Source organism: Burkholderia pyrrocinia (assembly GCF_018417535.1).
GTDB classification, from domain to species: Bacteria; Pseudomonadota; Gammaproteobacteria; order Burkholderiales; family Burkholderiaceae; genus Burkholderia; species Burkholderia pyrrocinia_E.
Window position 1 is genome coordinate 886986 of record NZ_CP070979.1, and the last position, 22700, is coordinate 909685.

Annotated in this window: 20 protein-coding genes; 7 read left to right on the forward strand and 13 right to left on the reverse strand. The window is 68.0% G+C overall.

Going from position 1 to position 22700, the window contains the following annotated elements; genetic code table 11:
- Positions 1–268: 268 nt before the first annotated feature.
- The 3 genes from JYG32_RS36960 to JYG32_RS36970 are packed head-to-tail and all read left to right on the forward strand — an operon-like array spanning position 269 to position 4358.
- Entirely contained in the window at positions 269–1570 is a 1302-nt protein-coding gene (locus JYG32_RS36960; RefSeq protein ID WP_213267679.1) for a hypothetical protein, read from the forward strand.
- Positions 1564–2355 carry a DUF1266 domain-containing protein gene (locus JYG32_RS36965; protein WP_174378072.1) on the forward strand — a complete coding sequence of 264 codons (792 nt, stop codon included), beginning with the start codon at positions 1564–1566 and terminating at the stop codon, positions 2353–2355. Before JYG32_RS36960 ends, JYG32_RS36965 begins: the two co-directional genes overlap by 7 nt.
- Positions 2356–2369: 14 nt before the next feature.
- Positions 2370–4358 (forward strand): DUF4034 domain-containing protein, encoded by a 1989-nt coding sequence (locus tag JYG32_RS36970; RefSeq protein WP_249744913.1) that lies wholly within the window; start codon positions 2370–2372, stop codon positions 4356–4358.
- A gap of 46 nt (positions 4359–4404) precedes the next feature.
- On the opposite strand, the gene JYG32_RS36975 is transcribed toward JYG32_RS36970, so the two are convergent.
- Positions 4405–5217, reverse strand: a complete 813-nt coding sequence (locus JYG32_RS36975) for an alpha/beta fold hydrolase (RefSeq protein ID WP_213267681.1) — start codon at positions 5215–5217, stop codon at positions 4405–4407.
- A gap of 89 nt (positions 5218–5306) precedes the next feature.
- Positions 5307–5777, reverse strand: coding sequence for a hypothetical protein (locus tag JYG32_RS36980; protein ID WP_213267682.1), 471 nt, complete (start codon positions 5775–5777; stop codon positions 5307–5309).
- 406 nt (positions 5778–6183) lie between these two features.
- Between JYG32_RS36980 and JYG32_RS39540 the strand changes: the two genes are divergently transcribed.
- Positions 6184–6318 (forward strand): hypothetical protein, encoded by a 135-nt coding sequence (locus JYG32_RS39540; protein ID WP_283842758.1) that lies wholly within the window; start codon positions 6184–6186, stop codon positions 6316–6318.
- A 105-nt stretch (positions 6319–6423) separates the two neighbouring features.
- A complete protein-coding gene (locus JYG32_RS36985) occupies positions 6424–6576 on the forward strand; it encodes a hypothetical protein (RefSeq protein ID WP_213268354.1) in 153 nt (50 codons plus the stop codon).
- A 151-nt stretch (positions 6577–6727) separates the two neighbouring features.
- Here the strand turns inward: JYG32_RS36985 and JYG32_RS36990 are convergent, their stop codons facing one another.
- The 8 genes from JYG32_RS36990 to JYG32_RS37025 all read right to left on the reverse strand — a co-directional run bounded on the left by JYG32_RS36990 (position 6728) and on the right by JYG32_RS37025 (position 15500).
- On the reverse strand, positions 6728–7915 hold the full coding sequence (locus tag JYG32_RS36990; RefSeq protein WP_213267683.1) for a YncE family protein: 1188 nt from the start codon (positions 7913–7915) through the stop codon (positions 6728–6730).
- A 121-nt stretch (positions 7916–8036) separates the two neighbouring features.
- The gene (locus JYG32_RS36995) at positions 8037–9539 is read right to left on the reverse strand and encodes a M81 family metallopeptidase (protein ID WP_213267684.1); all 1503 of its coding nucleotides are present in this window, start codon (positions 9537–9539) and stop codon (positions 8037–8039) included.
- Positions 9536–10825 carry a Zn-dependent hydrolase gene (locus JYG32_RS37000; RefSeq protein WP_213267685.1) on the reverse strand — a complete coding sequence of 430 codons (1290 nt, stop codon included), beginning with the start codon at positions 10823–10825 and terminating at the stop codon, positions 9536–9538. The genes JYG32_RS36995 and JYG32_RS37000 overlap by 4 nt, the downstream gene beginning before the upstream one ends.
- Before the next feature lie 34 nt (positions 10826–10859).
- A complete protein-coding gene (locus tag JYG32_RS37005) occupies positions 10860–11561 on the reverse strand; it encodes an ABC transporter ATP-binding protein (protein WP_174378063.1) in 702 nt (233 codons plus the stop codon).
- Positions 11558–12325, reverse strand: a complete 768-nt coding sequence (locus JYG32_RS37010; RefSeq protein WP_072440446.1) for an ABC transporter ATP-binding protein — start codon at positions 12323–12325, stop codon at positions 11558–11560. Before JYG32_RS37010 ends, JYG32_RS37005 begins: the two co-directional genes overlap by 4 nt.
- The gene (locus JYG32_RS37015; protein WP_213267686.1) at positions 12322–13365 is read right to left on the reverse strand and encodes a branched-chain amino acid ABC transporter permease; all 1044 of its coding nucleotides are present in this window, start codon (positions 13363–13365) and stop codon (positions 12322–12324) included. The genes JYG32_RS37010 and JYG32_RS37015 overlap by 4 nt, the downstream gene beginning before the upstream one ends.
- Positions 13362–14222, reverse strand: a complete 861-nt coding sequence (locus tag JYG32_RS37020; protein WP_072440443.1) for a branched-chain amino acid ABC transporter permease — start codon at positions 14220–14222, stop codon at positions 13362–13364. The genes JYG32_RS37015 and JYG32_RS37020 overlap by 4 nt, the downstream gene beginning before the upstream one ends.
- Positions 14223–14291: 69 nt before the next feature.
- Complete coding sequence (locus JYG32_RS37025; RefSeq protein WP_213267687.1) at positions 14292–15500, reverse strand: ABC transporter substrate-binding protein; 1209 nt, start codon at positions 15498–15500, stop codon at positions 14292–14294.
- A gap of 229 nt (positions 15501–15729) precedes the next feature.
- On the opposite strand from JYG32_RS37025, the gene JYG32_RS37030 reads away from it, so the two are divergent.
- Positions 15730–16584, forward strand: a complete 855-nt coding sequence (locus tag JYG32_RS37030; RefSeq protein ID WP_174378060.1) for a FadR/GntR family transcriptional regulator — start codon at positions 15730–15732, stop codon at positions 16582–16584.
- Between the two features lie 182 nt (positions 16585–16766).
- Here the strand turns inward: JYG32_RS37030 and JYG32_RS37035 are convergent, their stop codons facing one another.
- From JYG32_RS37035 to JYG32_RS37045, 3 genes are read right to left on the reverse strand one after another with little or no spacing between them, the layout of a single operon-like run.
- The gene (locus JYG32_RS37035; protein ID WP_213267688.1) at positions 16767–18206 is read right to left on the reverse strand and encodes an aldehyde dehydrogenase family protein; all 1440 of its coding nucleotides are present in this window, start codon (positions 18204–18206) and stop codon (positions 16767–16769) included.
- Positions 18207–18235: 29 nt separating this feature from the next.
- The gene (locus JYG32_RS37040) at positions 18236–19633 is read right to left on the reverse strand and encodes an aspartate aminotransferase family protein (protein WP_213267689.1); all 1398 of its coding nucleotides are present in this window, start codon (positions 19631–19633) and stop codon (positions 18236–18238) included.
- A gap of 50 nt (positions 19634–19683) precedes the next feature.
- A complete protein-coding gene (locus JYG32_RS37045) occupies positions 19684–21075 on the reverse strand; it encodes an APC family permease (protein ID WP_213267690.1) in 1392 nt (463 codons plus the stop codon).
- 253 nt (positions 21076–21328) lie between these two features.
- Between JYG32_RS37045 and JYG32_RS37050 the strand changes: the two genes are divergently transcribed.
- Positions 21329–22423 carry an AraC family transcriptional regulator gene (locus tag JYG32_RS37050; RefSeq protein WP_213267691.1) on the forward strand — a complete coding sequence of 365 codons (1095 nt, stop codon included), beginning with the start codon at positions 21329–21331 and terminating at the stop codon, positions 22421–22423.
- The last annotated feature ends 277 nt before the right edge of the window (positions 22424–22700 follow it).

Consider the following 22700-nt stretch of genomic DNA (forward strand, 5'->3'; position numbering starts at 1 on the left):
CGCCCGCACAGATCGCAGTAGACTCGCGGAAGCAAAAAATAAAAGTCCTGAGAGAAATCATGAATCGCCATTCCTCGATCGCCCGCTCCCGCGTCATTGGCCGCCGCATGGTCGCGTGAGTTTCACGCGCCGACCGACCTGCATCGGGCACCCGCGACACCGCCGCGTATCGCTCGCGCGCAAGTTCGCCCGCATGCCCTCCAGCCCGCAAGCCAAAAACTTCCAGGGTCCCGCCCGCGGACGCCCTGCCTGACCGGAGAGTGACCCCGTGACCGAAACCGTGGCCGCGTCCGACTATCGGCCGCGCGATGTCGTCAATGCGCCCGACATCAAGGCGGCCATCGCGCGCCGCAGCGCCGAGCGCGGCGACCCGGCCGACATCCTCGCGTGGCTCGGCAACCATTTCTTCCGCTGGGTCGTCGGCGCGTTCGAGCAGGCGCAGCCGCTCGATTCGCTCGCCGATTACCGCGCGCTCGCCGGCGCCGACCGGCCGGCGCCCGACTGGCTCGTGCGCCGGTTCCGTGCGCAACCGGCATCCGGCGGCGCCATCGGCGCGGCGGCCGAACCGGCGCCGCAACCCGCGGCCGAGCCGCAGCCGCTCTACTTCATCGATCCGGAGCACATGCTGCTGATCGACCGCGAGCGCGTGCTGGTCGAATTCCTGCGCTCGCGCGCCGGCACGCGGCTCGCGCAGAAGCTGCAGCGCATCACGTGCGCGATGGCGCTCGACATGTGGGAACGCGAGCACCAGCGGATGCAGGCGCGCCGCGACAAGGGCTGGGTGCCGAGCAGCGGCCTCGCGCTGCGCGAGGTGCTGCGCACGCCGAACGGGATCGTCTTCGAATTCGCCGGCGATCATGCGGCGCTGCGCGAGGAACTGGCCTACGAGTCGTACTACATGCAGCACTGTCTCGGCCAGTTCGCGGATCGCCGCCGGCTGCGCGGCGGATACGGCGAGCAGTACGCACAAGCCGCGCAGGACGGCCGGCTTCGCCTGTTCACGCTGCGCGGCGCGGGCAACCACCCGCACGTGACGATCAGCCTGTCGGCGACCGGCGACGGCCTGCGCATCGACCAGATCAAGGGCAAGCAGAACCGTCATCCGGTGCGCCGCTACGCGGACGACGTGCGCCAGTTCCTGCGTACGCTCGCGCCGCGCGGCGAGCGTCATCCCGATTGCGAAGGCATGGGCCTCGTGTTCGAGCCGGAGACGCCGGGCGCGGCCGTCGGCGAATGGACCTTCGTTACCGACGTACGCTCGCCCGACCATCTGCTCAGCGTGATGAGCGAGAACTTCCACCTGATCGAGCATTTCGCGCAGCCGCCGGCCGTGCTGCAATGGCTGCTGCTGCGCAACGCGCCCTACGCGCTCGGCCAGCTCCGGCAGATCGATCCGGCCGTCGCGGCGGCCGCGCGCCACGCGTTGCCGGCCGATGCGCTGCCGGCCGCGCACGAACCGGACGCGCCGCCGGCAACCGCCGCCTTCGCGATCGAAGGCATTCCGATCGATCCCGCGCTGTGCGCAGCATTCGCGCTGCCCGCGACGGCAGGCGGGAGCCCGTCATGCTGAAACTGCTGATCGGCGCGGCCGTGCTGTGGCTCGTGTGGTACGTGTGGCGCTCGTTGCGGATTGCCGCGCGGATGGTGCGCGAAGTGGACGCCGACCAGGCCGCCGGTGCCACCGGTGCCGCCGGCACGGTGCCGGTCCGGCAGACCACCGCGGTCTCGCTCGCACGCACGCTCGCCGACCAGGCGCCGCCGAATCGCCGCCGCTGGGCGCTCGCGCTCGCCGACATCCTGCTGATCCGCAACGGGCTGCGCTGCGATTGCGACGACCTCGTGTACACGCTGCCCGACACGCAGCGCGAACAGCTCGCCCGCCAGTTGCGGCGCGAGCTCGACCTGCCGGCCGACCTGCCGGAATGGCAGATCGTGCAGCGCGTGCCGCCGATCCTCGCCGGCTGGATACGTGGCGTGGGCCGCTCGCACGAAGGCTTCTACGAACAGCTTGCAGCCGTTGGGCGCGTACGCGACGCGCTGGCGTTCGATTGCGCGCGCACCGCGTTTCTCGTGCGCTGCATCGCACTGCTCGGCTGGGCGTCCGAACAGCAGGCGTGGGTCGTGCTGCTGCTCAATGCGCAGCGCGCGCAGGACAGCTTCGATAGCTGGGAAGACTTCGGGCTCGCGTACGCGCGTGCGCGCCAGCACTGGTTGCGCGGCAGCGGCCAGGACGGCCCCGCATCGTCGCGCGCCACGCAGGAAGTGCGCGAGCACCTGCGCAACCCGTCCGGAAACTGGCTTTCGCTGCCGTGGAAGCGCTATCGCATCTTCGATCCCCAACCCGTTTCGTCATGACCGCCGACACCGACATGTCCTCCGCTCCCGCCGACCTGATTCCGCCCGCGAAGTCCCGATGGTTCATCTGCGACGTCGACGCGCTGTTGCGCGCGGGCGATTTTGCCGCGCTCGACACGCAACTCGACGCCGCGCTCGCCGCCAGCTTCACCGACCGCACGGCCGAAGCGCTGTACGTCGACGCGCTGCCGGCCGACGTGCAGCCGTGCATCGAAGCCGGCGCCGAAGGCCTCGCGCGCCTGCGCGCGTGGCAGGCCGCGAACCCGCACTCCGCGCATGCATGGCTGTGCGAAGCGCACTACTGGCACCACTGGGCGTACGAGTATCGCGGCTCCGGCTGGGCCGAGACGGTGACCGAATCCGGCTGGATCTGCGCGCATGCGTGCGCAACGATGACGATCGTCGCCGCGCTGCGCGCACTGGTGCTCGCACCGACAATGTGGAGCGCGCCGAAGGTGATCTTCACGAGCGTGTCGTCGTTCGACGAACCCGAGTGGCTCACGCAGCTCGTGCGACAGCGCCGCTGGCCCGTGACCGAGCTGCACCTGAACGTCGGCGCCCACGACGAGGCCACGCGCGCCGAACTGCAGGGCATGCTAGCAAGGTCGGGGCTGAAGCCCGAGGTACCCGTCGCCTGCCCGGCTGAATTTCCGGAAGCGCTGCCCGGCCCCGTCCAGGGCAAGAAGCTGCGCAAGGGCAAGTGGTACTGGATGGAAGCGACGCTGCACATCCACCCGCACGCGTTCTTCTCGATGCGCACGTTCATCTGGTACATGCAGCCGCGCTGGGGCGGCTCGCACGACCACGTCCGCGCGTTCGTCGATTCCGACGCGTGCGCGCACCTCGACGCAGTCGAGAAGGACCGGCTGCGCCACGAGATCTGGCGCGACGACTATATCGGCGATACGCTCGATTCGGATGACGACGACGACGATGCGCGCCGCGCGATGGCCGCGACGCTCGCGCGGGCGAAGGCCGCGCTGCATCCGTATCACCGCTGGGAAACGCTGCACTGGCTCGCGCACAGTCATTTCATGCGCAGCGAATACGAGCAGGCTTACGCGCGCCTGCAGGAAGCCGAGTGCGATCAGCCGATCAACGACAACCACGCGATGGCGATGGGCGTGCGGCTGGCGCTCGACCTCGATCCGCAGGGCACCTGGCTGACCGGTGCGATCGAACGCGCATCGAATGCGCGCGCGTGTACGTCGGCGATGATCCTGCGCGGCTACGCCCATCGCACCGGCACGTTCGGCTTCGCGCAGGACGACGCACGCGGTGACGCGTGGCTCGAAGCCGCGCGCGTGAACGAGCCGGGCTCGCTCGCATGGAACCAGCTCGCATCCGCGATGCGCAACGAAGGCCGTCGGCCCGCCGACGCCGTTGCCCTGTGCGAGCTCGGCTACGAAGCGGGCGGCGATTCGTGCGCCTACCTGCTCGGCTGCTTCTACGAAGACGGCATGCACGTGACGCAGGATCTGTACCGCGCCGCCCACTATTTCCGCGAGTCGGTCGACGACGGCGGCAACATGGCCGCCTACAAGCTCGGGTTTGCGTACTATCACATCGCGGGCGCCAGCAAGGACGAAGCCGAACGCACGCGCATGCAGGTCGAGGCCGTCGAGGCCGCGCGCATGGCGCACGAGATGGGGCATACCGAGGGGCTCGAGACCATGCTGATGTTCATCGCCGACGTCGACGATCTCCCGTCGCGCCATCGTTACGTCGACGAACTGCGCCGCCATGCGGAAGGCGGCCATCCGGCGGCGATGGCCGCGCTGTCGTCGATCCTGGCCGACAGCCGCGACAAGTCGCTCTACAACTATCGCGAAAGCGTGCGCTGGATCATGGGCGCGCAGGCGATCGCGCCGGACGACGAATACGTGCGCAACATCACGCGCCTGCGCCACGAGGACGGCATGCTCGGCAAGCTGCTGTACAAGCTGCACCGCAAGCAGATCAAGGCGCACGAGATTCCCGGCAGCGACAACGCGATGGTCTGAGCGCGGGCGACCAACGCGCGCGCTCGCCGACGGGCCGTGCGAGCGGTCATCCCGGCAGCCGGTCGAGAAAGGCCAGCATCGCCGCGTTGAACCGCGCGGGCCGCTGCAGCGGCGCGAAATGGCTCACGCCGGGCAGGATCGTCAGCGTCGCGCCCGGAATCGTGCGCGCCAGATATGCCGCATGCTCGGGCCGGATGAATTCGTCGTGCTCGCCCTGCACGATCGTCACCGGCACGGCGATCGCCGCGAGCTCCTGTGCGCTGTAATCCGGTTGCGTCCGCATCATTTCGCTGACGGCCGCGACGAATGCGTCGAACTGGTCCGGCGTCGCGGACAGTTGTGCGTAGTCCTTCCGGTGCCGCGCGAAGCAGCGCTCGATCAGCGGGCTCGGCACCATCTCCTTCGTGCCGCCCGGGTCCATGTTGCACGCGAAGAAGAACACGCCGGCCACGCGCTCCGGTGCGCGGGCCGCCAGCACGAGCGCGATGCACGCGCCGTCGCTCCAGCCGACGAAGCGCGCGCGGTCGACGTGCAGCGCGTCCAGGACCGCGAGCACGTCCGACGCCATGCGTTCGTAGGAATAGGGTTGGTCGTCGCGCGTGCTGCGGCCGTGGCCGCGGCTGTCGACCAGGATCGCGCGGTAACCGGCCGCGAGCAGCGCCGGCACCTGGTTGCCCCAGTTGCCGCCGTGGCCGAGGCCGCCGTGCAGCAGCACGACCGGCGGGCCGTGGCCGAACGACGCGTGCCAGATGCGCGCGCCGTCGTGTTCCAGCCATCCTTCGGCATCGGCCGCCGGCAGCGGCGTGCCGCCGTGCGCGTCGAAGCGGACGAGTTCGTCGTCGTCGAGTTCCGCATTCATCGTTCTGCCGTCCTTTCGAGGGAGACAAGCCTGCGATTGTAATGCGCGCGGCCGACGCGGCCGTGACGGCCGTGCGCGGCCGGAAACCGTCAGGCCTGCGTCGACACCAGCCCGCCCGCCGACGAGCCGCCCGCCTTCTCGATCGCCGCCGCGAGCTGCGAGATCGCCGTCGCCAGTGCCCCCGAAATCGCGCCGGCTTCCGCACTCAGCGACTGCTGTTCGATCGCCGCGGCCGGGTCGTCCTTCGCACGCTGCGCGGCGCTCGCCATCTGCCGCTCGAGCGTTGCGAGCTGCTTCTGCAGCCGCTCGATCAGCGCCTTCAGTTGACCGACCGCCGGGCTCTCCGACGATGCGCCCGATGCGCCGAGCGTTTCGCCGGTGCCGCCGGTCGCACTTTTCGTGCCGCTGGTGCTCGTCGTGCCCGAGCTGTCCGTCGAGCCGTCGGCGGGCGAGGTCGCGGCCGTCGCGGCCATCGTGGCCGATGCGGCGCCCGGCGTGTTCGCGGTGACGCCGCCGTCCGCCAGCGGGGATCGCGCGGTCGTAGAGAAATCGATCTGCATCGTGTCGGTCCGTATGTCAGTAAGCGAAGAATCGTGACGGGGAGGCGGAATATGCCTTCCAATTCGTTTACGGCATTCGTCACACGAAACTTGAGTATCGGGGTCGGACAGATTCTCCGCTGGATCGCAGCATTCAAGTAGCGAAAGGGCCAGATTTGCGCCACAGGGACGCTGGTAAAATTGCTGGTTCGCCGGCCGGATTCGCGCGTCGACAGCCTGCGGGCACGATCGCGCAAAGCCGCCGGTTTCGACACCCGCCCTTCCGGGCGCGGCACGTGACGCGCGCCGGGCCGCAGTCGCGGCTTCGCGGGTCGCCCTCTCCGTCGGCCTTCGTGCAGCGCCCGCCAGGTCGAGCGGCGAACGCCGTGCGGCGCGCTTAAATCATTACACATTCGAGGAACACACGATGGCCCGCATCGGCGCCTTCTGCATCACGACGTGGCTTGCCGCCGCGATTCTCTACTTCGGCCAGCACTCCGTTGCGATGATTGCGCTCAGCGGTGTCGTCGTATTCGGCGGGTTCGATCTGCTGCGTCAGTAACGCGCATCGCGACGACGGCGCACACGGCCGCGACAATCGCGACGGACAACGCGGCTGTCACCAACCGACACGCACGCGCCTCGCTGGCGAATGGGGGAACCGAACTTGATTCAAAGCCTGAACGACCATCCGACGGCCCTCGCCTGCAAAGTGTGTGCGGCCCGGGCGCGTATCTGCGGCCTCGTCGATTTTTCGCGCTGCGGCGCCGACTTCATCGCCGGCAAGACAAGCAGTGTCCCGAATTTTCAGTTTGTTTAACCAAACAAATCGGAGTTAAGTGGCTTCGGGTACAAATTGCCGCTATTTGTTGCGTTGCAGCGCCGCAGGAGAGGGATGCGCATCGGCAGGTGCCCGGCCAATCCGGGCGCCACATGAACTCACGGAGGTGAACGGACAGGCGCCCCGCGCGTCAGCGCGGCAACGTCCTCAATGAAGACGGCCCGCCCGTCAGCGCAATACGCTTGCCCGTATCGCTCAGCTTGCCGCCTTCCACCGCATAAAGCGCAAGCTGCCGTTCGACGTTGAACTGCACGATCACGTGCCGGCTGTCGGCGGTAAACACGATGCCCTGCGCGGCTTCGCCGCCGGGCAACTCGCTGGTCTTCACGGCCTGCCCGTCGCGGATCTCGAACAGCAGCACCTTGCCGAGCTTGTGGCGGCCCGGATTGTCGGGCGTCAGGTTCGAGCCGTCCATCGACTGCACGGCGATCCACTTCCCGTTCGGCGAAATCGCGACGCCTTCCGGCAGCGACGGCACCGTCAGGTACTGGACCGTGCGGAACGGCACGCGCGACACGTCGATCAGCGCGACCGAATCGGCGTCGCCCGCGAGCGTTCCCGTATAGCCCGGCAGCCCCGCGAGCCCGACGTTGCTGACGACAGCCCAGCGATTGTCGCTCGACACGTCGATCGTGTAAGGCGCGACGCCCGTGCTCAGGCGCGTGCCGCTGTCGGTCACCTTGCCGTCGTCGACGTTCAGCACCGCGACGCCCTGCTCGTCGCGCAGCGACACGAGCGCATGCTTGCCGTCGTGCGTGAAGCTGATCCCGGCCAGCCGCTTCTTGCCGATCTTCAGGTTGCCGTCGAGCGTCACCTGCGTGCCGTCGATGCGCAGGATCGATACGCTGCCGTCGACGTTCGCGACGAGCGCGAGCCGGCCCGAGCGGTCGATCGCGATCCCCTGCGGATGCGTGCCGAGTTCGATGCGCGTGATCGCGGGCGGTGCGGCGCCGAGATTCACGACTTGCAGGAACGTGTCGTACACGAGCTGCTTCGCAGCCGTGTCGTAACGCGTCGGCGCGCCGACGAGCGCGAGCTTCGCGTCGGGCGTGATCGCGACGGCCTGCGGCGGCCCCTGGATGCCGTTCTCGACGTCGACCTGCAGCGCGACTTTCGGCGGGAACACGCTGGCGTCGAGCAGCGTCAGCGTGTCGGCAGGCGGTGAGGGCAGGTAGGTGTCGCGGCCCTCGACGCGCTGGTATTTGCCGTCGTTGCCGGACACGATCCAGTCGGCGGCGTGCACGGCGACGGCCGTCGTGGCGAGGGTCAGCGCGGCGAGCAGGCGCGCGCTGCGCAGGCGGAAAGGATTCGAATGCATGGCGGTCGGTTCTCCGGATCGGTGCGGACGCAATGGATTGCACGACCCTGCTGCTCGACGGGTCGATGCCATCGCATGATGCCCGAAAGCGCGCAAATCCGGCGTCTCGCGCCCCGCTCCATCAGGCCGCCGGTGACGCGCCCTGCTCCCACCGATCGATGTCGTCGAGCGGATACACGGGCCGCGCGAGCCGCTCGTAGCGAAACAGCCCGTAGTCCGAGCCCGTCACGCCGCGGCTGTCGCATTCGACCAGCGCGGCCGCAATCGGCACGAACACCGGCCGGCAATACATTCGCGATTTCAGCAGCAGGAAGCGCGCGCGGCGCGGATCGACGCCGACGCTCTCGAACACGCCGAGATCCCACGGCTCCTGCGTGCACTCGGTAACAACGAGCGTGGCCGCGCCGATGTCGAGCACGGCGGTGCGGCCCATGTAAGCGCGCTGGCCCGTGTACGTCGGCCCGGTGATCACGTATTCGCCGTCGGTGAGCGCGCGCACGACACCCGTCGCGCGGAACGGCTCGCGCCGCACGCCGCCGTGCGACGGCAGCCGGTTGCCGACCGGCACCGTGACGGTTGCGCCGACGCCTGCATCGATCAACACCGCGACGGCCTCCGGATCGCACAACGGCCCGCTGACGATCCCGTCGAGCCCGTGCGCGAGCGCGGCCTCGAGCAGGTCCATCGTGTCGCACGGGCCGCCCGACATGCAGTTGTCGCCGTGATCGAGCATCAGTACCGGGCGGTCCGCGTCGCGCGCGAGTGCCGCGGCCTGCGCGACCGAATCCGCGAGCGGCGGGCTGCGGTACACGAACGCGTCGCGCGCATCCCAGATCTGCCGCGCGATGCGCTCGGCCACCGCATCGGCCGCGGCGCGATCGCCGTCGGCGACCACGACGACGCTGATGCATGGCGCGGGAATATCCGCGAGCGAAAAGCCGGGCAACACCGAAACCGCGAGCATCCCGTCGGCCTCGGCCGCGCGTGCGGCGTCCACCGCACGCCGCATCGCGCCTTCGGCGCTCGCGCTGAGCAGCGTCGACGTCATCAGCGGCGGCTGCCGCCATGCGAGCACGGGCCGTGCACGACCATGAAGCCGGTCGAGCAGCACGCGCGCCGCGTGCTCGCCCGTCTCGACCATGTCGACGTGCGGATAGGTCTTGAAGCTGACGATCACATCCGCGTGGTCGATCATCTTCTGCGTGACATTTGCATGCAGGTCGAGCGCGACCGCGATCGGCGCATCGGGCAGCGCCGCGCGCACGCGCGCGAGCAGATCGCCCTCGCCGTCCGCGCTCTGCTCGGCGACCATCGCGCCGTGCAGGTCGAGCATCACCGCGTCGCAGCCGGGCGCGGCCGCGACGATCGCGTCGCAGATCGCCGCATACGCGTCGGCCGCGACGGGCCCGCTCGGGTTCGCGGCCGCCGACACCGGCGTCACGATCTCGGCGCCCTCGCGCGCGGCCGCATCGATGAACGCGGCCATCGCGGTGCGCATCCCGCGGTTCGCGCGATACGCGTCGTCGCCCCAGTCGGGACCGTGGCGGCCGAACGCGGCGAGCGGCGTCGGCACCGGCGAGAACGTGTTGGTCTCATGGTTCATCCGGGCGATCAGGATCTTCATCGCGCGTCACCTTCCGCGATCCCGGCAGCACCCAGCATCGCCTGCAGCAGCACGTTGCAGCCGGCTTCCAGATGCGCCGGATCGGCGTCCTCGATCTCGTTGTGGCTGATCCCGTCCTTGCACGGCACGAAGATCATCGCGGTCGGCGCAACACGCGCGAGATACACGGCGTCGTGGCCCGCGCCGCTGATCACGTTCATCGACGACAGCCCGAGCGCGCTCGCGCCGGCGCGAACCCGCTCGACCAGCGTCGTGTCGAACGGCTGCGGCGGAAAGTACACGACCTGCTCGACGTCGATGCGCATGCCGGCCGATGCGCCCAGCTCGGCGCACGTCGCGCGCAGTTCCGCATCCATCGCCGCGAGCGTCGCATCGTCGGCCGCGCGCAGGTCGACGGTCAGCGTCACGCGGCCAGGAATCACGTTGCGCGAATTCGGGTACACGTCGACCCAGCCGACCGTGCCGCGTCCGTGCGGCGGATGCGCGCGCGCGATGCCGTTCACCGCGCGCACGAGATCGGCCGCGACCAGCAGCGCGTCGCGCCGCAGCGCCATCGGCGTCGGGCCGGCGTGCGCCTCCATCCCGTGTACGGTCACGTCATACCAGCGCTGCCCGAGCGCGCCCTCGACCACGCCGATCGTCGTGTCGTGCGCCTCCAGCACCGGCCCCTGCTCGATATGCGCTTCGAAATACGCGCCGACCGGATGCGCGTCGCGCCCATCGTCCGCATCGCCCGCATAACCGATCGCGACCAGCGCGTCGCGTACCGACACGCCGTCGCGATCGCATTGCATGAGCGCATGATCGAGCGTGAACGCGCCCGCGAACACGCCGGAGCCCATCATCACGGGCACGAAACGCGAGCCTTCCTCGTTGGTCCAGACGGCAACCTCGAGCGGCGCACGCGTGCGCACGCCCGCATCGTCGAGTGTGCGCAGCACTTCGAGGCCCGCGAGCACGCCGTAGTTGCCGTCGAACTTGCCGCCGGTGGGCTGCGTGTCGATATGGCTGCCCGTCGTCACCGGCGGCAGGTCGTCGCGTTCGCCCGCACGCCGCGCGAAGATGTTGCCGATCGCATCGACCCGCACCGTGCAGCCGGTTTTCTTCGCCCATGCGACGAACAGGTCGCGCGCCTCGCGATCGAGTTCGGTGAGCGCGAGGCGGCACACGCCCCCCTTGTCGGTCGCGCCGATCCGCGCGAGGCGCATCAGGCTGTCCCACAGCCGCGCGCCGTCGACGCGCAAGCCGGACGCCGCGACGCCCGGTGTCGAATCCTGAACTTGCATCGATGGAATTCCTCGCAATGAAAGGGCACGGCGCTTACGCGACGCCGACGCCCAGGTAACGGTCCTTCACCTCGTGATCGGCGGCGAACGCCGCGTTGCTGCCTTCGTAGACGATCACGCCCTGTTCGATCACGAAGTGGCGGTCCGCGAGCTGCGTGCACACTTCGAGGTTCTGTTCGACGAGCAGGATCGCGACGCCGGCCGCCTTGATCCGCTTCAACTGCTCGACGATCTCCTCGACGATCACCGGCGCGAGCCCCTCGACCGGCTCGTCGAGCATCAGCAGCCGCGGGTGGTTCATCAGCGCACGGCCGATCGCGAGCATCTGCTGCTCGCCGCCCGACAGCTGCGCGCCGCCGTTGCGGCGGCGCTCCTTCAGGCGCGGAAAGATCCGGTAGATGTCGTCGAGCTGCCACGGCGAATCGCGGCGCGCGCCGAGCCGCAGGTTTTCCTCGACCGACAGCAGCCGGAAAATCCCGCGATGCTCGGGCACGAAGCACAGGCCGCGCGCGGCGATCCGGTGCGCGGGCTGCCCGGACACCAGCCGGCCCGCGAACGTCACCGCGCCGCCGGTCGGTGCGACGACCCCCGCGATCGTCTTGAGCGTCGTCGACTTGCCCGCGCCGTTGCGGCCGAGCAGCGTCACCGTCTCGCCTTCGTTCACGTTCAGCGAAATACCCTGCAGGACGTGGCTCTTGCCGTAGCAGGCATGGACCTCCTTCACGTCGAGCATCATGCGCGGCCTCCCGTGATCATGTTGCCGAGATACGCACTGCGCACGCGCTCGTCGCCGCGAATCGCGTCAGGTTTGCCTTCGACCAGCACGCGGCCCTGCTGCATCACCGTGATCGTGTCCGAGATGTCCATCACGATTCCCATGTTGTGTTCGATCAGCACGACCGTGTAGTCGTCGCGCAGGCCGCGGATCAGCGCCTTCATGTCGTCGAGATCGTCGATCCCCATGCCCGACGTCGGCTCGTCGAGAAAAATCGCGCGCGGCCGCGCCGCCAGCGCCATCCCGACCTCGAGCCGGCGCTGCTGGCCGTGCGACAGCACGCCGGCCGCCGTGTCGGCGAAGCGCTGCAGGCCGAGCCGCTCGAGCACATCGTCGACGATGCCGTCGTGCGCGAGCGCGCCGCGCGGCGGCGTCCACGGATTCAGCGCGCGCCGCGATTCGACGCCCTGTGCGGCAACCCGCAGGTTCTCGCGCACGCTCAGGTTCGGAAACAGGCTCGTCACCTGGAACGAGCGTGCGATGCCGCGCCGCACGCGCTTGTGATCGGGTTCGCGCGACACGTCGTGACCGTCGAACAGGATCGAGCCCGACGTGATCGGCAACGTGCCCGTCAGCGTATGGAACAGCGTCGTCTTGCCCGCACCGTTCGGGCCGATCACCGAATGCACGGTGCGCGGCATGATCCGCAGATCGACGCCGCCCAACGCCGTGAACTTGCCGTAGCGCTTGACGACGCCGCGCGCCTCGAGAATCGCTTCGCTCATTGCTGCTCCCTGGCATCGGTCGCCGTGCCTTCGATGCGTCGCAGCTTCGCCGCGACGCGTTCGCCCAGCCCCCACAACCCGCGCTGCATGAACAGGCTGACCGTGATCAGCACGAGGCCGAGCAGCAGCAGCCAGCGCGGCCACAGCGTCGACAGCCAGTCCGCGAACAGCACGTAGAACGCCGCGCCGAGCACCGACGCGAACAGGTTGCCCGTGCCGCCGATCACCGTCATCACCAGGATCATCTCGCTCGTGTGATAGTCGATGTTCGACAGCGGCGCGATGCCCGTCATCAACGCATGCAGCGCACCCGCGAGGCCCGTGACCGCGCCCGAGATCACGAACGCCGCGAGCTTGAAGCGCTTCACGTCGTAGCCGGCCGCCGCCGCGCGCGCCTCGTTGTCGCGGATCGCGAGCAGCGTACGGCCGAACACCGAGCGCGACACGCGCAACAGCAGCCAGAACACCGCGACGAACAGCACCGCGACGAAGCCGTAGTAGCGCCACGGCGAGTCGAGCGAGACGAGCGGATGCCCGAACGCGGCGAGCGCGGGGCGCGGGATGTCGAGCAGCCCGTTGTCGCCGCCCGTGACGTCCGGCGTCGTATAGGCGAGAAAGTAGAACAGCTGCCCGAACGCGAGCGTCAGCATCACGAAATAGGTGCCGCGCTGCCGGATCGAGAACCAGCCGACGAGCGCGGCCGCGACGGCACCGAGCACGGCGGCCGAGAGCAGCGCGACGCTCACCGACGCGACGCCGTGCGTCAGCACCAGCCCCGCCGCGTAACTGCCGAGCCCGAAGAAGATGCCCTGCCCGAATGACAACAGCCCCGTCAACCCAAGCAGCAGGTTGCAGCCGAGCGCAGCGAGCGCGAACACCAGCACTTCGGTCGCGAGCGAGCCCGAACTCAGCGCAACCGGCAGCACGCACACGACGGCCACCGCGAGCCAGCCCTCCGGCCGCTGCAGCGCGCCGCGCCACGGCCGCGGGCGCTGCGAAGCTGCCGCCCCCGGCGGCAGCGGTTTCGACGATTCGATCATGCAGCCCTCCCCAGCAACCCGTTCGGACGCAGCAGCAACACGGCCGCCATTGCGACGTAGATCATCAATCGCGCGCCTTCCGGCCACAGCGTGCTCATCAGGCTCTGCACGATGCCCACCAGCAGCCCGCCGACGAGCGCCCCGAGAAAATTCCCCATCCCGCCGACGACGACCACGACGAACGCGACGCCGAGCGCCTCGATGCCCATGAACGGATCGACGCCGCGGATCGGCGCGGCGAGCACGCCCGCGAGCGCCGCCGTCGCCGCGCCGAGCGCGAACACGAGGCTGAACACGCGCGTCACGTTGATGCCGAGCAGCGATACCATCTCAGTCGATTCGCTGCCCGCACGCACCGTACTGCCGAGCCGCGTGCCTTCGAGCACCCACCACAGCAATGCGGCAAGCACGGCCGTGAACGCGATCACGAACAGCCGGTATTTCGGGTAGACGAAGCCGCCCCAGATCACGACGCCGTTCAGCGCGTCGGGCGGCGGCACGTTGTCGCCGAGCGGGCCCCATGCGAGGATCGCGCACTCCTGCAGCACGAGCGCGAGCCCGACTGTCGCCAGGATGTGGAATTCATGCTGCTGCGCGTACACATGACGCAGCACGAGTTTTTCGACGCCCCACGCGAACGCGCCGACGACGAGCGGCACGACCGCGAGCGCGACCCAGAAATTCGCCGACCATTGCAGCGCCTGGTAGCAGAGATACGCGCCGAGCAGGTAGAACGCGCCGTGAGCGAAATTCACGAAGCGCAGCAGGCCGAACACGATCGACAGGCCGACGGCGAGCAGGAAATACAGCATGCCCACGCCGATGCCGTTGACGATCTGCAGCAGATAGACGTTCATGGCTTCCGTGTCGGAAAGGAAGGTAACGGACGTCCGCGGCGCACGACGGCCGCGGACGCATGCACCGCGTCACGCGAGCTTGCAGCTCGTCTTTTCGATCGGCAGGAACGACTGGCCCGAGCTGACGATGTCGGCGTAATCGTCCGCGTTCTTCATCCGGCCCTTCGGCTTGCCCTTCAGCAGGTAGTAGTTCTTCAGCACCTGGTGGTCGCCCTTGCGGATTTCCTCCGGGCCCGTGAGGCCGTCGTACTTCATGCCCTCCATCGCCGCGACGACCTTCTTCGGATCGGCGCTGCCGGCCTTCACCATCGCGTCGATCATGATCTTCGAGCAGATGTACGAACCGGCGAGGCTGTAGTTCGGGTTCGCGTTGAACGCGGTGTTCGCGCGCTTCACCAGGTCGCGGTTCAGCGGCGAATCGATGCCGTGCCAGTACTGCGCGCCGAAATACACGCCGTCGCAGATGTCGGGCCCGAGCGCCTCGAACTGCTCGAGGCCCGATGCCCACGCGAGCAGGATCGTGCAGTTGCGCTTCATCCCGAAGCTGACGGCCTGGCGCAGCGTGTCCGACGATTGCGAGCCGAAGTTCAGGATCAGCAGCACGTCCGGCTGCGCGGCCGCCGCGTTCGTCAGGTAGCCGCTGAACTCCTTCTCGGCGAGCGAGTGGTAGCTGTTGCCGACATGCTCGATGCCCTTCTCCTTGAAGATCGCTTTCGCGGCCGACAGCAGGCCGTCGCCGAACACGTATTGCGGCGTGATCGTGTACCAGCGCTTCGCCTTCGGCAGCATCTGGACCAGCGGGCGCACCGTCTGCTCGATCGCGCCGAAGGTCGGCACCGACCAGCGGAACGTCGCGGCATTGCAATCCTTGCCGGTGATCTCGTCCGCGCCGGCCGTCGTGATGAACACGCCGCCCGCCTTCTGGACTTCCTTGCCCATCGCAAGCGATTCGGACGACAGGATGCCGCCCGCGAAGAAGCGCACGCCCTTCTGCTGCGCGATCTCCTGCACGCGCCGCACCGCAGTCGCGGGCTTGCCCTCGGTATCGAGCGCCGTATAGGCAAGCGGCGCGCCGAGCACCTTGCCGTATTGCTTGACGACGAGCTGCATGCCGAGATCGGCGTACTTGCCGTTGGCGGCGAACGGCCCCGACATCGGTACCGGGCACGCAAGCTGGATGGGCGAACCCTGCGCGAACGCGGCACGGGACGACATGCTGCCGAGCGCACCCGGCACGGCCGACAGCGCGGCCAGTTTCAACAGTTCTCGGCGATTCAAGTTGACGCTCCTGATAAAGGGGGACACACGCGATGCGACCGACTGCCAAACCGTGCCCACGCCCTGCAGGATGCGCGCCACCGGTTGATCCTATTTATCATGATAAATAGAATGAACCTGATGCTAGAGTTGATCAAAATTGGTGTCAATCAGGCAAAATTCCGTACCCTGCGCCGGAACGGATCGTCGACGATGACGTGGCGCGCAGTCACACAAAGGAGTCTTGAAGATGGTCATGGACCGAGCCAGGGCGGGCCTCGCGGTCGAAATCAAGCAGCCGAAGCGGGCCGACCTCGTTGCCGAGGAGATCAAGCGGCTGATCACCGAGAAGGACCTGAAGCCGGGCGACCGCCTGCCGCGCGAAGCCGAGCTGCAGCAGCTCTATGCGGTCAGCAAGAGCACGATCCGCGAGGCGCTGAAGTCGCTCGAGGTGCAGGGGCTCATCAAGGTCACGACGGGGCCGTCGGGCGGCGGGATGGTCGTCGAGGTGCCGCTCGACCGCACGCTGCAGCTCCTGCAGAACTACCTGTTCTTCAAGGACGTGACGATCGACGACATCTATACGGTGCGAAAGCTGCTCGAACCCGAGCTGGCGGCGGGCGCCGTGCCGCACCTGACCGAGCGCGACTTCGCGGCGCTGGAGTCGAACATTGCGTGTTGCGACGGCGCGTCGGGCGTGCACGACCGCGGCCACATGCTGCGTCAGCGGCAGGAGGACACGACGTTCCACGACATCCTCGCGGCCGCGAACCCGAACCCGTTCCTGCGATTCAGCTGCGAGCTGATCAACGAGATGATCCGGCAGTTGATCGAGTTCCGGAACGATACGCCGCTCGTCGAGCACAAGCGCTTCGGCGCAGCGAACGTGTCGATCCACAAGGCGATCCTGCAGGCCGCACGCGAGCGCGATGCCGAGCGCGTACGTGCGCTGATGGTCGAGCACATGACCGAGGCGCCCAAGCATGTGAAGCGGATGAAAGGCAAGCTGCGCGGGCGTCTGATCCTCGACTCCGAGATCCGCAGGCGGGCCGCCGCTCCCGTTGCGGGATCCGATGCGGCCGCAACGGATCCCGAAGAGGACTGATGGCCGGCAAACGCGGCGTTGATCAAGGCCGACTGCTTCGCGGCGGCCTGAGTACCTCTGCCGCGCGATGAATGCCGATGACGCTTCGTTTCGTGCCGTGCCGTTGCGACCGAACGTCGCGAGCGGCGTCGGCACCGGCGAGAACGTATTCGTCCCGTGATACACCCGGGCGATCGGGATCTTCAGCGCGCGCCGCCTTCCGTGTACCCCGTCGTGCCTTTCGTCTCCAGATACTCGACGAGGCCGAACTCCGCATACTCGCGCCCGTTGCCCGAGCGCTTGTAGCCGCCGAACGGCGCGGCCGGGTTCCACGCCGGGTAGTTGATGTGGACATTGCCGACCCGCAGCCGTGCCGCGATCCGGCGCGCGCGTTCGAGATCCTTCGACTGCACGTAGGCCGCAAGCCCGTAGACCGAATCGTTCGCGAGCGCGACGGCCTCGTCCTCGGTCCGGTAGGTCATGATCGACAGCACCGGCCCGAAGATTTCCTCGGTCGCAATCGTCATGCCCGGCGTGACGTTCGAGAACACCGTCGGCCGCACGTAGAAGCCGTCGCCGAGCCCGTCCGGCCGGCCGGGGCCGCCGGCGACGAGCGTCGCGCCCTCTTCGATCCCGAGCCGGATGAAGTGCTGGATGCGGTCGAACTGCGTGCGGCTGACCACCGGCCCGATGCCGGTTTCCGGCGAACGCGGATCGCCGACGACCGTACGCTCCGCCTCGCGGCGCGCGGCCTGCTCGGCCAGCGCCAGATGATCGGCATGCACGAGCATGCGCGTCGGCGCATTGCACGACTGGCCGCTGTTGCTGAAACAACTGCGCGCGCCGCGCGTGACCGCATCCTCGATATCGGCATCGGGCAGGATCAGGTTCGGGCTCTTGCTGCCGAGTTCCTGGTGCACGCGCTTCACGGTATCGGCGGCGGCCTTCGCGACCTCGACGCCCGCGCGCGTCGAACCCGTGAACGACACCATGTCGACATCCGGGTGCCGCGCCAGCGCGTCGCCCACTTCATGCCCGTAACCGTGCACGAGGTTGAACACGCCGGGCGGCACGCCGGCTTCGTGCAGGATCTCCGCGAACAGGATCGCGCTGAACGGCGCGATCTCGCTCGGCTTGAGCACCATCGTGCAACCGGCCGCGAGCGCTGGCGCGACCTTGCACACGATCTGGTTGATCGGCCAGTTCCACGGCGTGATCAGCGCGCACACGCCGATCGGCTCGTGCGACACCAGCAGCGAATCGGTCTGCGTGCTGAAGCGGAACGACTGCAGCGCGCGGATCGTCTGTTCGAGGTGCGCGGTGCCGACCGCGGCCTGCATCGCGCGCGCGAACGCGATCGGCGCGCCCATCTCCCGGCTGATCGTCTGCGCGACCGCTTCGTAGCGGCGTCGATAGATCTCGAGCACGCGCTGCAGCAGCGCGACGCGCTCGGCCACCGACCAGCGCGAGTACGTGTCGAAGGCCCGCTTCGCCGCGCCGACCGCGCGGTCGACGTCGGCTGCACCGCCGATCCCGAGCTGCGCATACGGCCGCGCGGTGGCCGGGTCGATCACGTCGATCGACCGTGCATCGACCGGATCGAGCCACTGGCCGTCGATATAGGACTGTTGTGACGTTCGCATCGAATGCTCCTGTGATGAACGATGCCGACTCAGCGCGTCGCACGCGCATAGGCGTCAACGAGGATGTCGCGGATCTGCGCGACGAACCACACGATCTCGTCGCGCGACATCACGAGCGGCGGCGAGAACTGCACGATCGGCGTGCCTTCATGATCGACACCCGCGCGGCACAGCAGCCCCGCGTCGAAGATCGCGGGCGCGAGCAGCGTCGACACGAACGCCTGCGCGCTGATGCCGGCCGACCAGCAGCGCGCGGCCTTGTCGGTCACGAGTTCGAGCGAATAGTGGTAGCCGTCGCCGCGCACGTCGCCGACGCACGGCAGTTCGAGCAGGCCGTCGAGCGTCTGGCGGAACACTGCTTCGTTGTCGCGAACGTTCGCGAGCATGCCTTCGCGTTCCATGATCGCGAGGTTCGCGAGCGCGGCCGTGCATGCGACCGGATGGCCGCCGTACGTCGCGCCGTGCAGGAACATCTGCTGCGGGCCGTCGAGCACCGTTTCGACAACCGCGTCGCTCGCGATCACGCCGCCGAGCGGCACGTAACCCGACGCGATGCCTTTCGCGAACGTGATGATGTCCGGCTTCAGCCCGTAGCGCGCCGACCCGAAATATTCGCCGAGCCGGCCGAACCCGCAGATCACCTCGTCCGCGACGAGCAGCACGCCATGCCGGTCGCAGATGTCGCGCAGCCCGGCCGCATAGCCGGCCGGCGGCGTCAGGCTGCCGCCCGCGTTCTGCAGCGGCTCGACGACGATCGCGGCCACCGTGTCCGGCCCTTCCTGCACGATCAGCGATTCGATCTCGTCGAGCAGGTGGCGCGTGAACTGCGCTTCCGTCTCGCCCGCCGGACGGCCGTAGCGCTTCGTGTTGCCGACATGCCGCACACCCGACATCAGCGGCTCGAAATGCTTGCGGAAGTTCGTCATTCCGTTCAGCGCGAGCGCGCCGAACGACGTGCCGTGATACGCGACGCGCCGCGCGATGAACTTGCGCCGCTGCGGCTCGCCGCGCGACTGGTGATACTGGCGCACCAGCTTGATCGCCGATTCGTTCGACTCCGACCCGCTCGACGTGAAGAACACGCGGTTCAGGCCGTCGGGCGCGAGCGCCGCGAGCTTGTGCGCGAGCCGGATCGCCGGTTCGTGGCCATAGCCCCAGTTGGTTGCGAACGGCAGCCGGACCATCTGCTCGCGGATCGCGTCGCCGATCTCCGCGCCGTGGCTGTAGCCGACCTGCACGCAGTACAGCCCGGCCAGCGCATCGAAGTAGCGCTTGCCGTTGCGGTCGACGAGCCAGCAGCCTTCGCCGCGGTCGAACACGGTCAGCGCGTTGTCGCGATACGCATCGGCGTGCGTGAAGTGCATCAGCAGGTGGCGCTTGCCGAGCGCCTGCAGGTCCGCATCGAGATTGACGTCAACAGCGTTCATGGGTCGTTCCTCCTTCAGGGTTTCAAGACCGGTATCCGGCGACCGATCATTCAGTTCATCGACAGTGTCGGCGCGGGACGCGTGAAGCCGCGCGTCAGCCACACGAGCTGGCAGAGCCCGAGCACGAGCCAGCCGATGCCGACGTAGAACGTCTGGCGCGACAGTCCCGACCAGAGCCACACGTTCATTGCGAAGCCGAGCGCCGGCATCACGCCGAACGTGATCCAGCCGGCGACATGGCGGTGCTCGGGCCGGCACAGATAGCTGCGCATCACGCACAGGTTCACGATCGCGAACGCGACGAGCGCACCGAAGCTGATCATCGTCGACGCGAGATCGAGCGTGATGAACAGCGCGGACAGCGACACCACGCCGACCACGAGCGTCGCCCGCACGGGCGTGCGCAGCCGCGCATGCAGGTGGCCGAACACGCGCTCGGGCAGCACCTGGTCGCGGCCCATCGCGAACAGCACGCGCGTCACGCTCGCCTGCCCGGCCATCGCGCTCGCGAAGCAGCCGGCCACGTACACGGCGACGAACAGCGCCGACAGCGTGCCGCCGCCGACGCGCCGCATCAGGTCGAGGCTGGCCGAATCGAGATCCTTGAATGCGTGCCAGTCGGGGAACACCACTTGCCCGATGTACGCGATCAGCATGAACAGCAGGCCGCTCGCGAGCGTACAGAGCAGGATCGCGCGCGGGACCGTGCGCCGCGGCTCGCGCGTTTCCTCCGACAGGGTGGTGACCGCATCGAAGCCGAGAAACGACAGGCACAGGATCGCGGACCCGGCGAAGATCGCGCGCGCATCGCCCGACGTCGGCAACGCGACGGCCATCGACAAGCCTTCGCCGCTCGCAACCCGCGCCGATGCGACGACGAAGATCGCGATGAATACGAGCTGGCTCGCGATCAGGATCAGGTTCACGCGATTGACGAGCCGGATGCCGACGATGTTCAGCCCGGTGATCAGCGCGATGCTCCCGACGATCCACACGCTGGCCGGCACGGCCGGGAACAGTTGCTTCATGTAGATGCCGATCGCGAGGTAGCTGATCATCGGGATGAACAGGTAGTCCATCAGCAACGCCCAGCCGACCATGAAGCCCGCCGACGTGCCGAAGTTGCGGCTCGCGAACGTATAGGCCGACCCGGCGCTCGGCATCAGCCGCGCCATGTAGCCGTAGCTGCGCGCGGTGAACAGCATCGCCACCAGCGTCACCGCGTACGCGGCCGTCAGATGCCCGTTCGTCTCGCTCGTGACGATCCCGTAAGTCGTGAACACCGTCATCGGCAGCATGTACGCGAGGCCGAAGATCACCAGCGTGAACAGTCCGAGCGGATGCGCGGCGCGTCGTCCGTTTGCGTCGCACGATTGCGCGTGCGACCCGGCGTCATGCGTCGAAACGGCCGATGCGAATCGACCTGACCTGTCGTTGTTCATGCGGTCCTCACGTGGATTTCGTTCATGACGTCAACACTCGTTTCGTCGGCAACGCCGCGCATTGCACGATTCGGAAACGAGTGTGGTGCGCCAAAAAATCGAGGGCGAATGAGAAAAGCGGACGTAATCTGGGGATATTTTCGGACACATCGCCGCGTGTCGCGCCGGCCAGTCGTGAATGCTGCTGTGCCGCACTGGCGTTTTGCGGACATTCCGGCTATGTTCTACGCGATCCCGTCGCCGCCTCAGCACCATGGACAGCCGCTCCCATCGAAACCAGAGCAGGGCCGAGCACAGCCTGCGTTCGTCCCTCGGCCTCGCGCGTCCGGCCGGGCGCCAGGAGGACATTCCCGCCACCGTCCACGCGATCGCGGTCGCGCTGGACGAGTGCCGCGTGCGGCACATCGACGGCGCCGCGCTGCTCGAAGGCACGGGGCTCGGCGCGGACGAAGTCGCGTCGCCGAACCTGCACGTGAATCGCGGCCAGGAGCAGCGCTGTTTCCGCAACCTGCTGCGCTGCAGCGGCGTGCCGTCGATCGGGCTGTCGATCGGCGCGCGGCTGCACGTATCGACGCTCGGCCTCGCCGGCTACGCGATGCTGATCAGCGGCTCGGTGATGCAGGCGTTCCGGTGCATGAGCCAGTTTCCGCTGTTCATGGGGCTGTATTTCGACGTGCGTATCGATGCGCACACCGACGGCATGAGCGTGACGATCGGCCGCTACAACGGCGAGCCCGATCTCGAGGTGTTTCAGGTCGACATGTGCCTGTCCAGCCTGCGCCTGATCGTGTCCGATCTCGTCGGCAAGCCGGTCTGGCCCGAGCAGGTGCAACTCGCGCGCCGCACGCCGCGCAACGCGGCCGACTACACGCGCCACTTCGGCTGCAAGGTCGCGTTCAATGCGGGCGACAACCGTCTCGTGTTCACGTCCGTGAACGGCACGGAAGCGCCGCGTCTCGCGAACGAAGTCAGCTTCAACGCGCTGCACGGCCAGTGCGAAGTGCTCGAACGGCAGTGGGCCGCGTCGGTCGGCACACGCTTCGCCGATCGCGCGAAGGAGCTGATGGCGCGCGACCTGTCGCGCTTCAAGTCGATGACGTCGCTCGCGGATGCGCTGCACCTGACGGAGCGCACGCTGCGCAGGCGGCTCGACAAGGACGGCATCACGTTTCAGGCGCTGCTCGACGACGTGCGTCGCGACGAAGCCGTACGGATGCTCGACGACCACACGCTGACGGTCGCGGCGATCGCGGAACGTCTCGGCTACAGCGAGCCGCGCAGCTTTCGTCACGCGTATCGACGCTGGACGGGCAAGACGCCGCGTGCCGAGTCGAACGTCGATGCGTGAAGCGAACCGGTTACGGCTGCATTGCCGGCATCAGGATTTTTTGCACCGGTAATCCCTGACCAGCGTCTGAATGGAGTCGGTCTGAACATCTCGGTCAATCGACAACCCGGTAACGCGTATTGATTGCTTATCGAATAATCCGAAACCCGGAATGAATATCGCAATGAATCGACTCGCGTAGAATGCCCGCAACAATCAACCCGAACAGGGCCACGCTGCAATTCCAATCGCACTGGCGCAATGCAGAAGAGACCCGTGGCATCTGCTGACGTCGCCA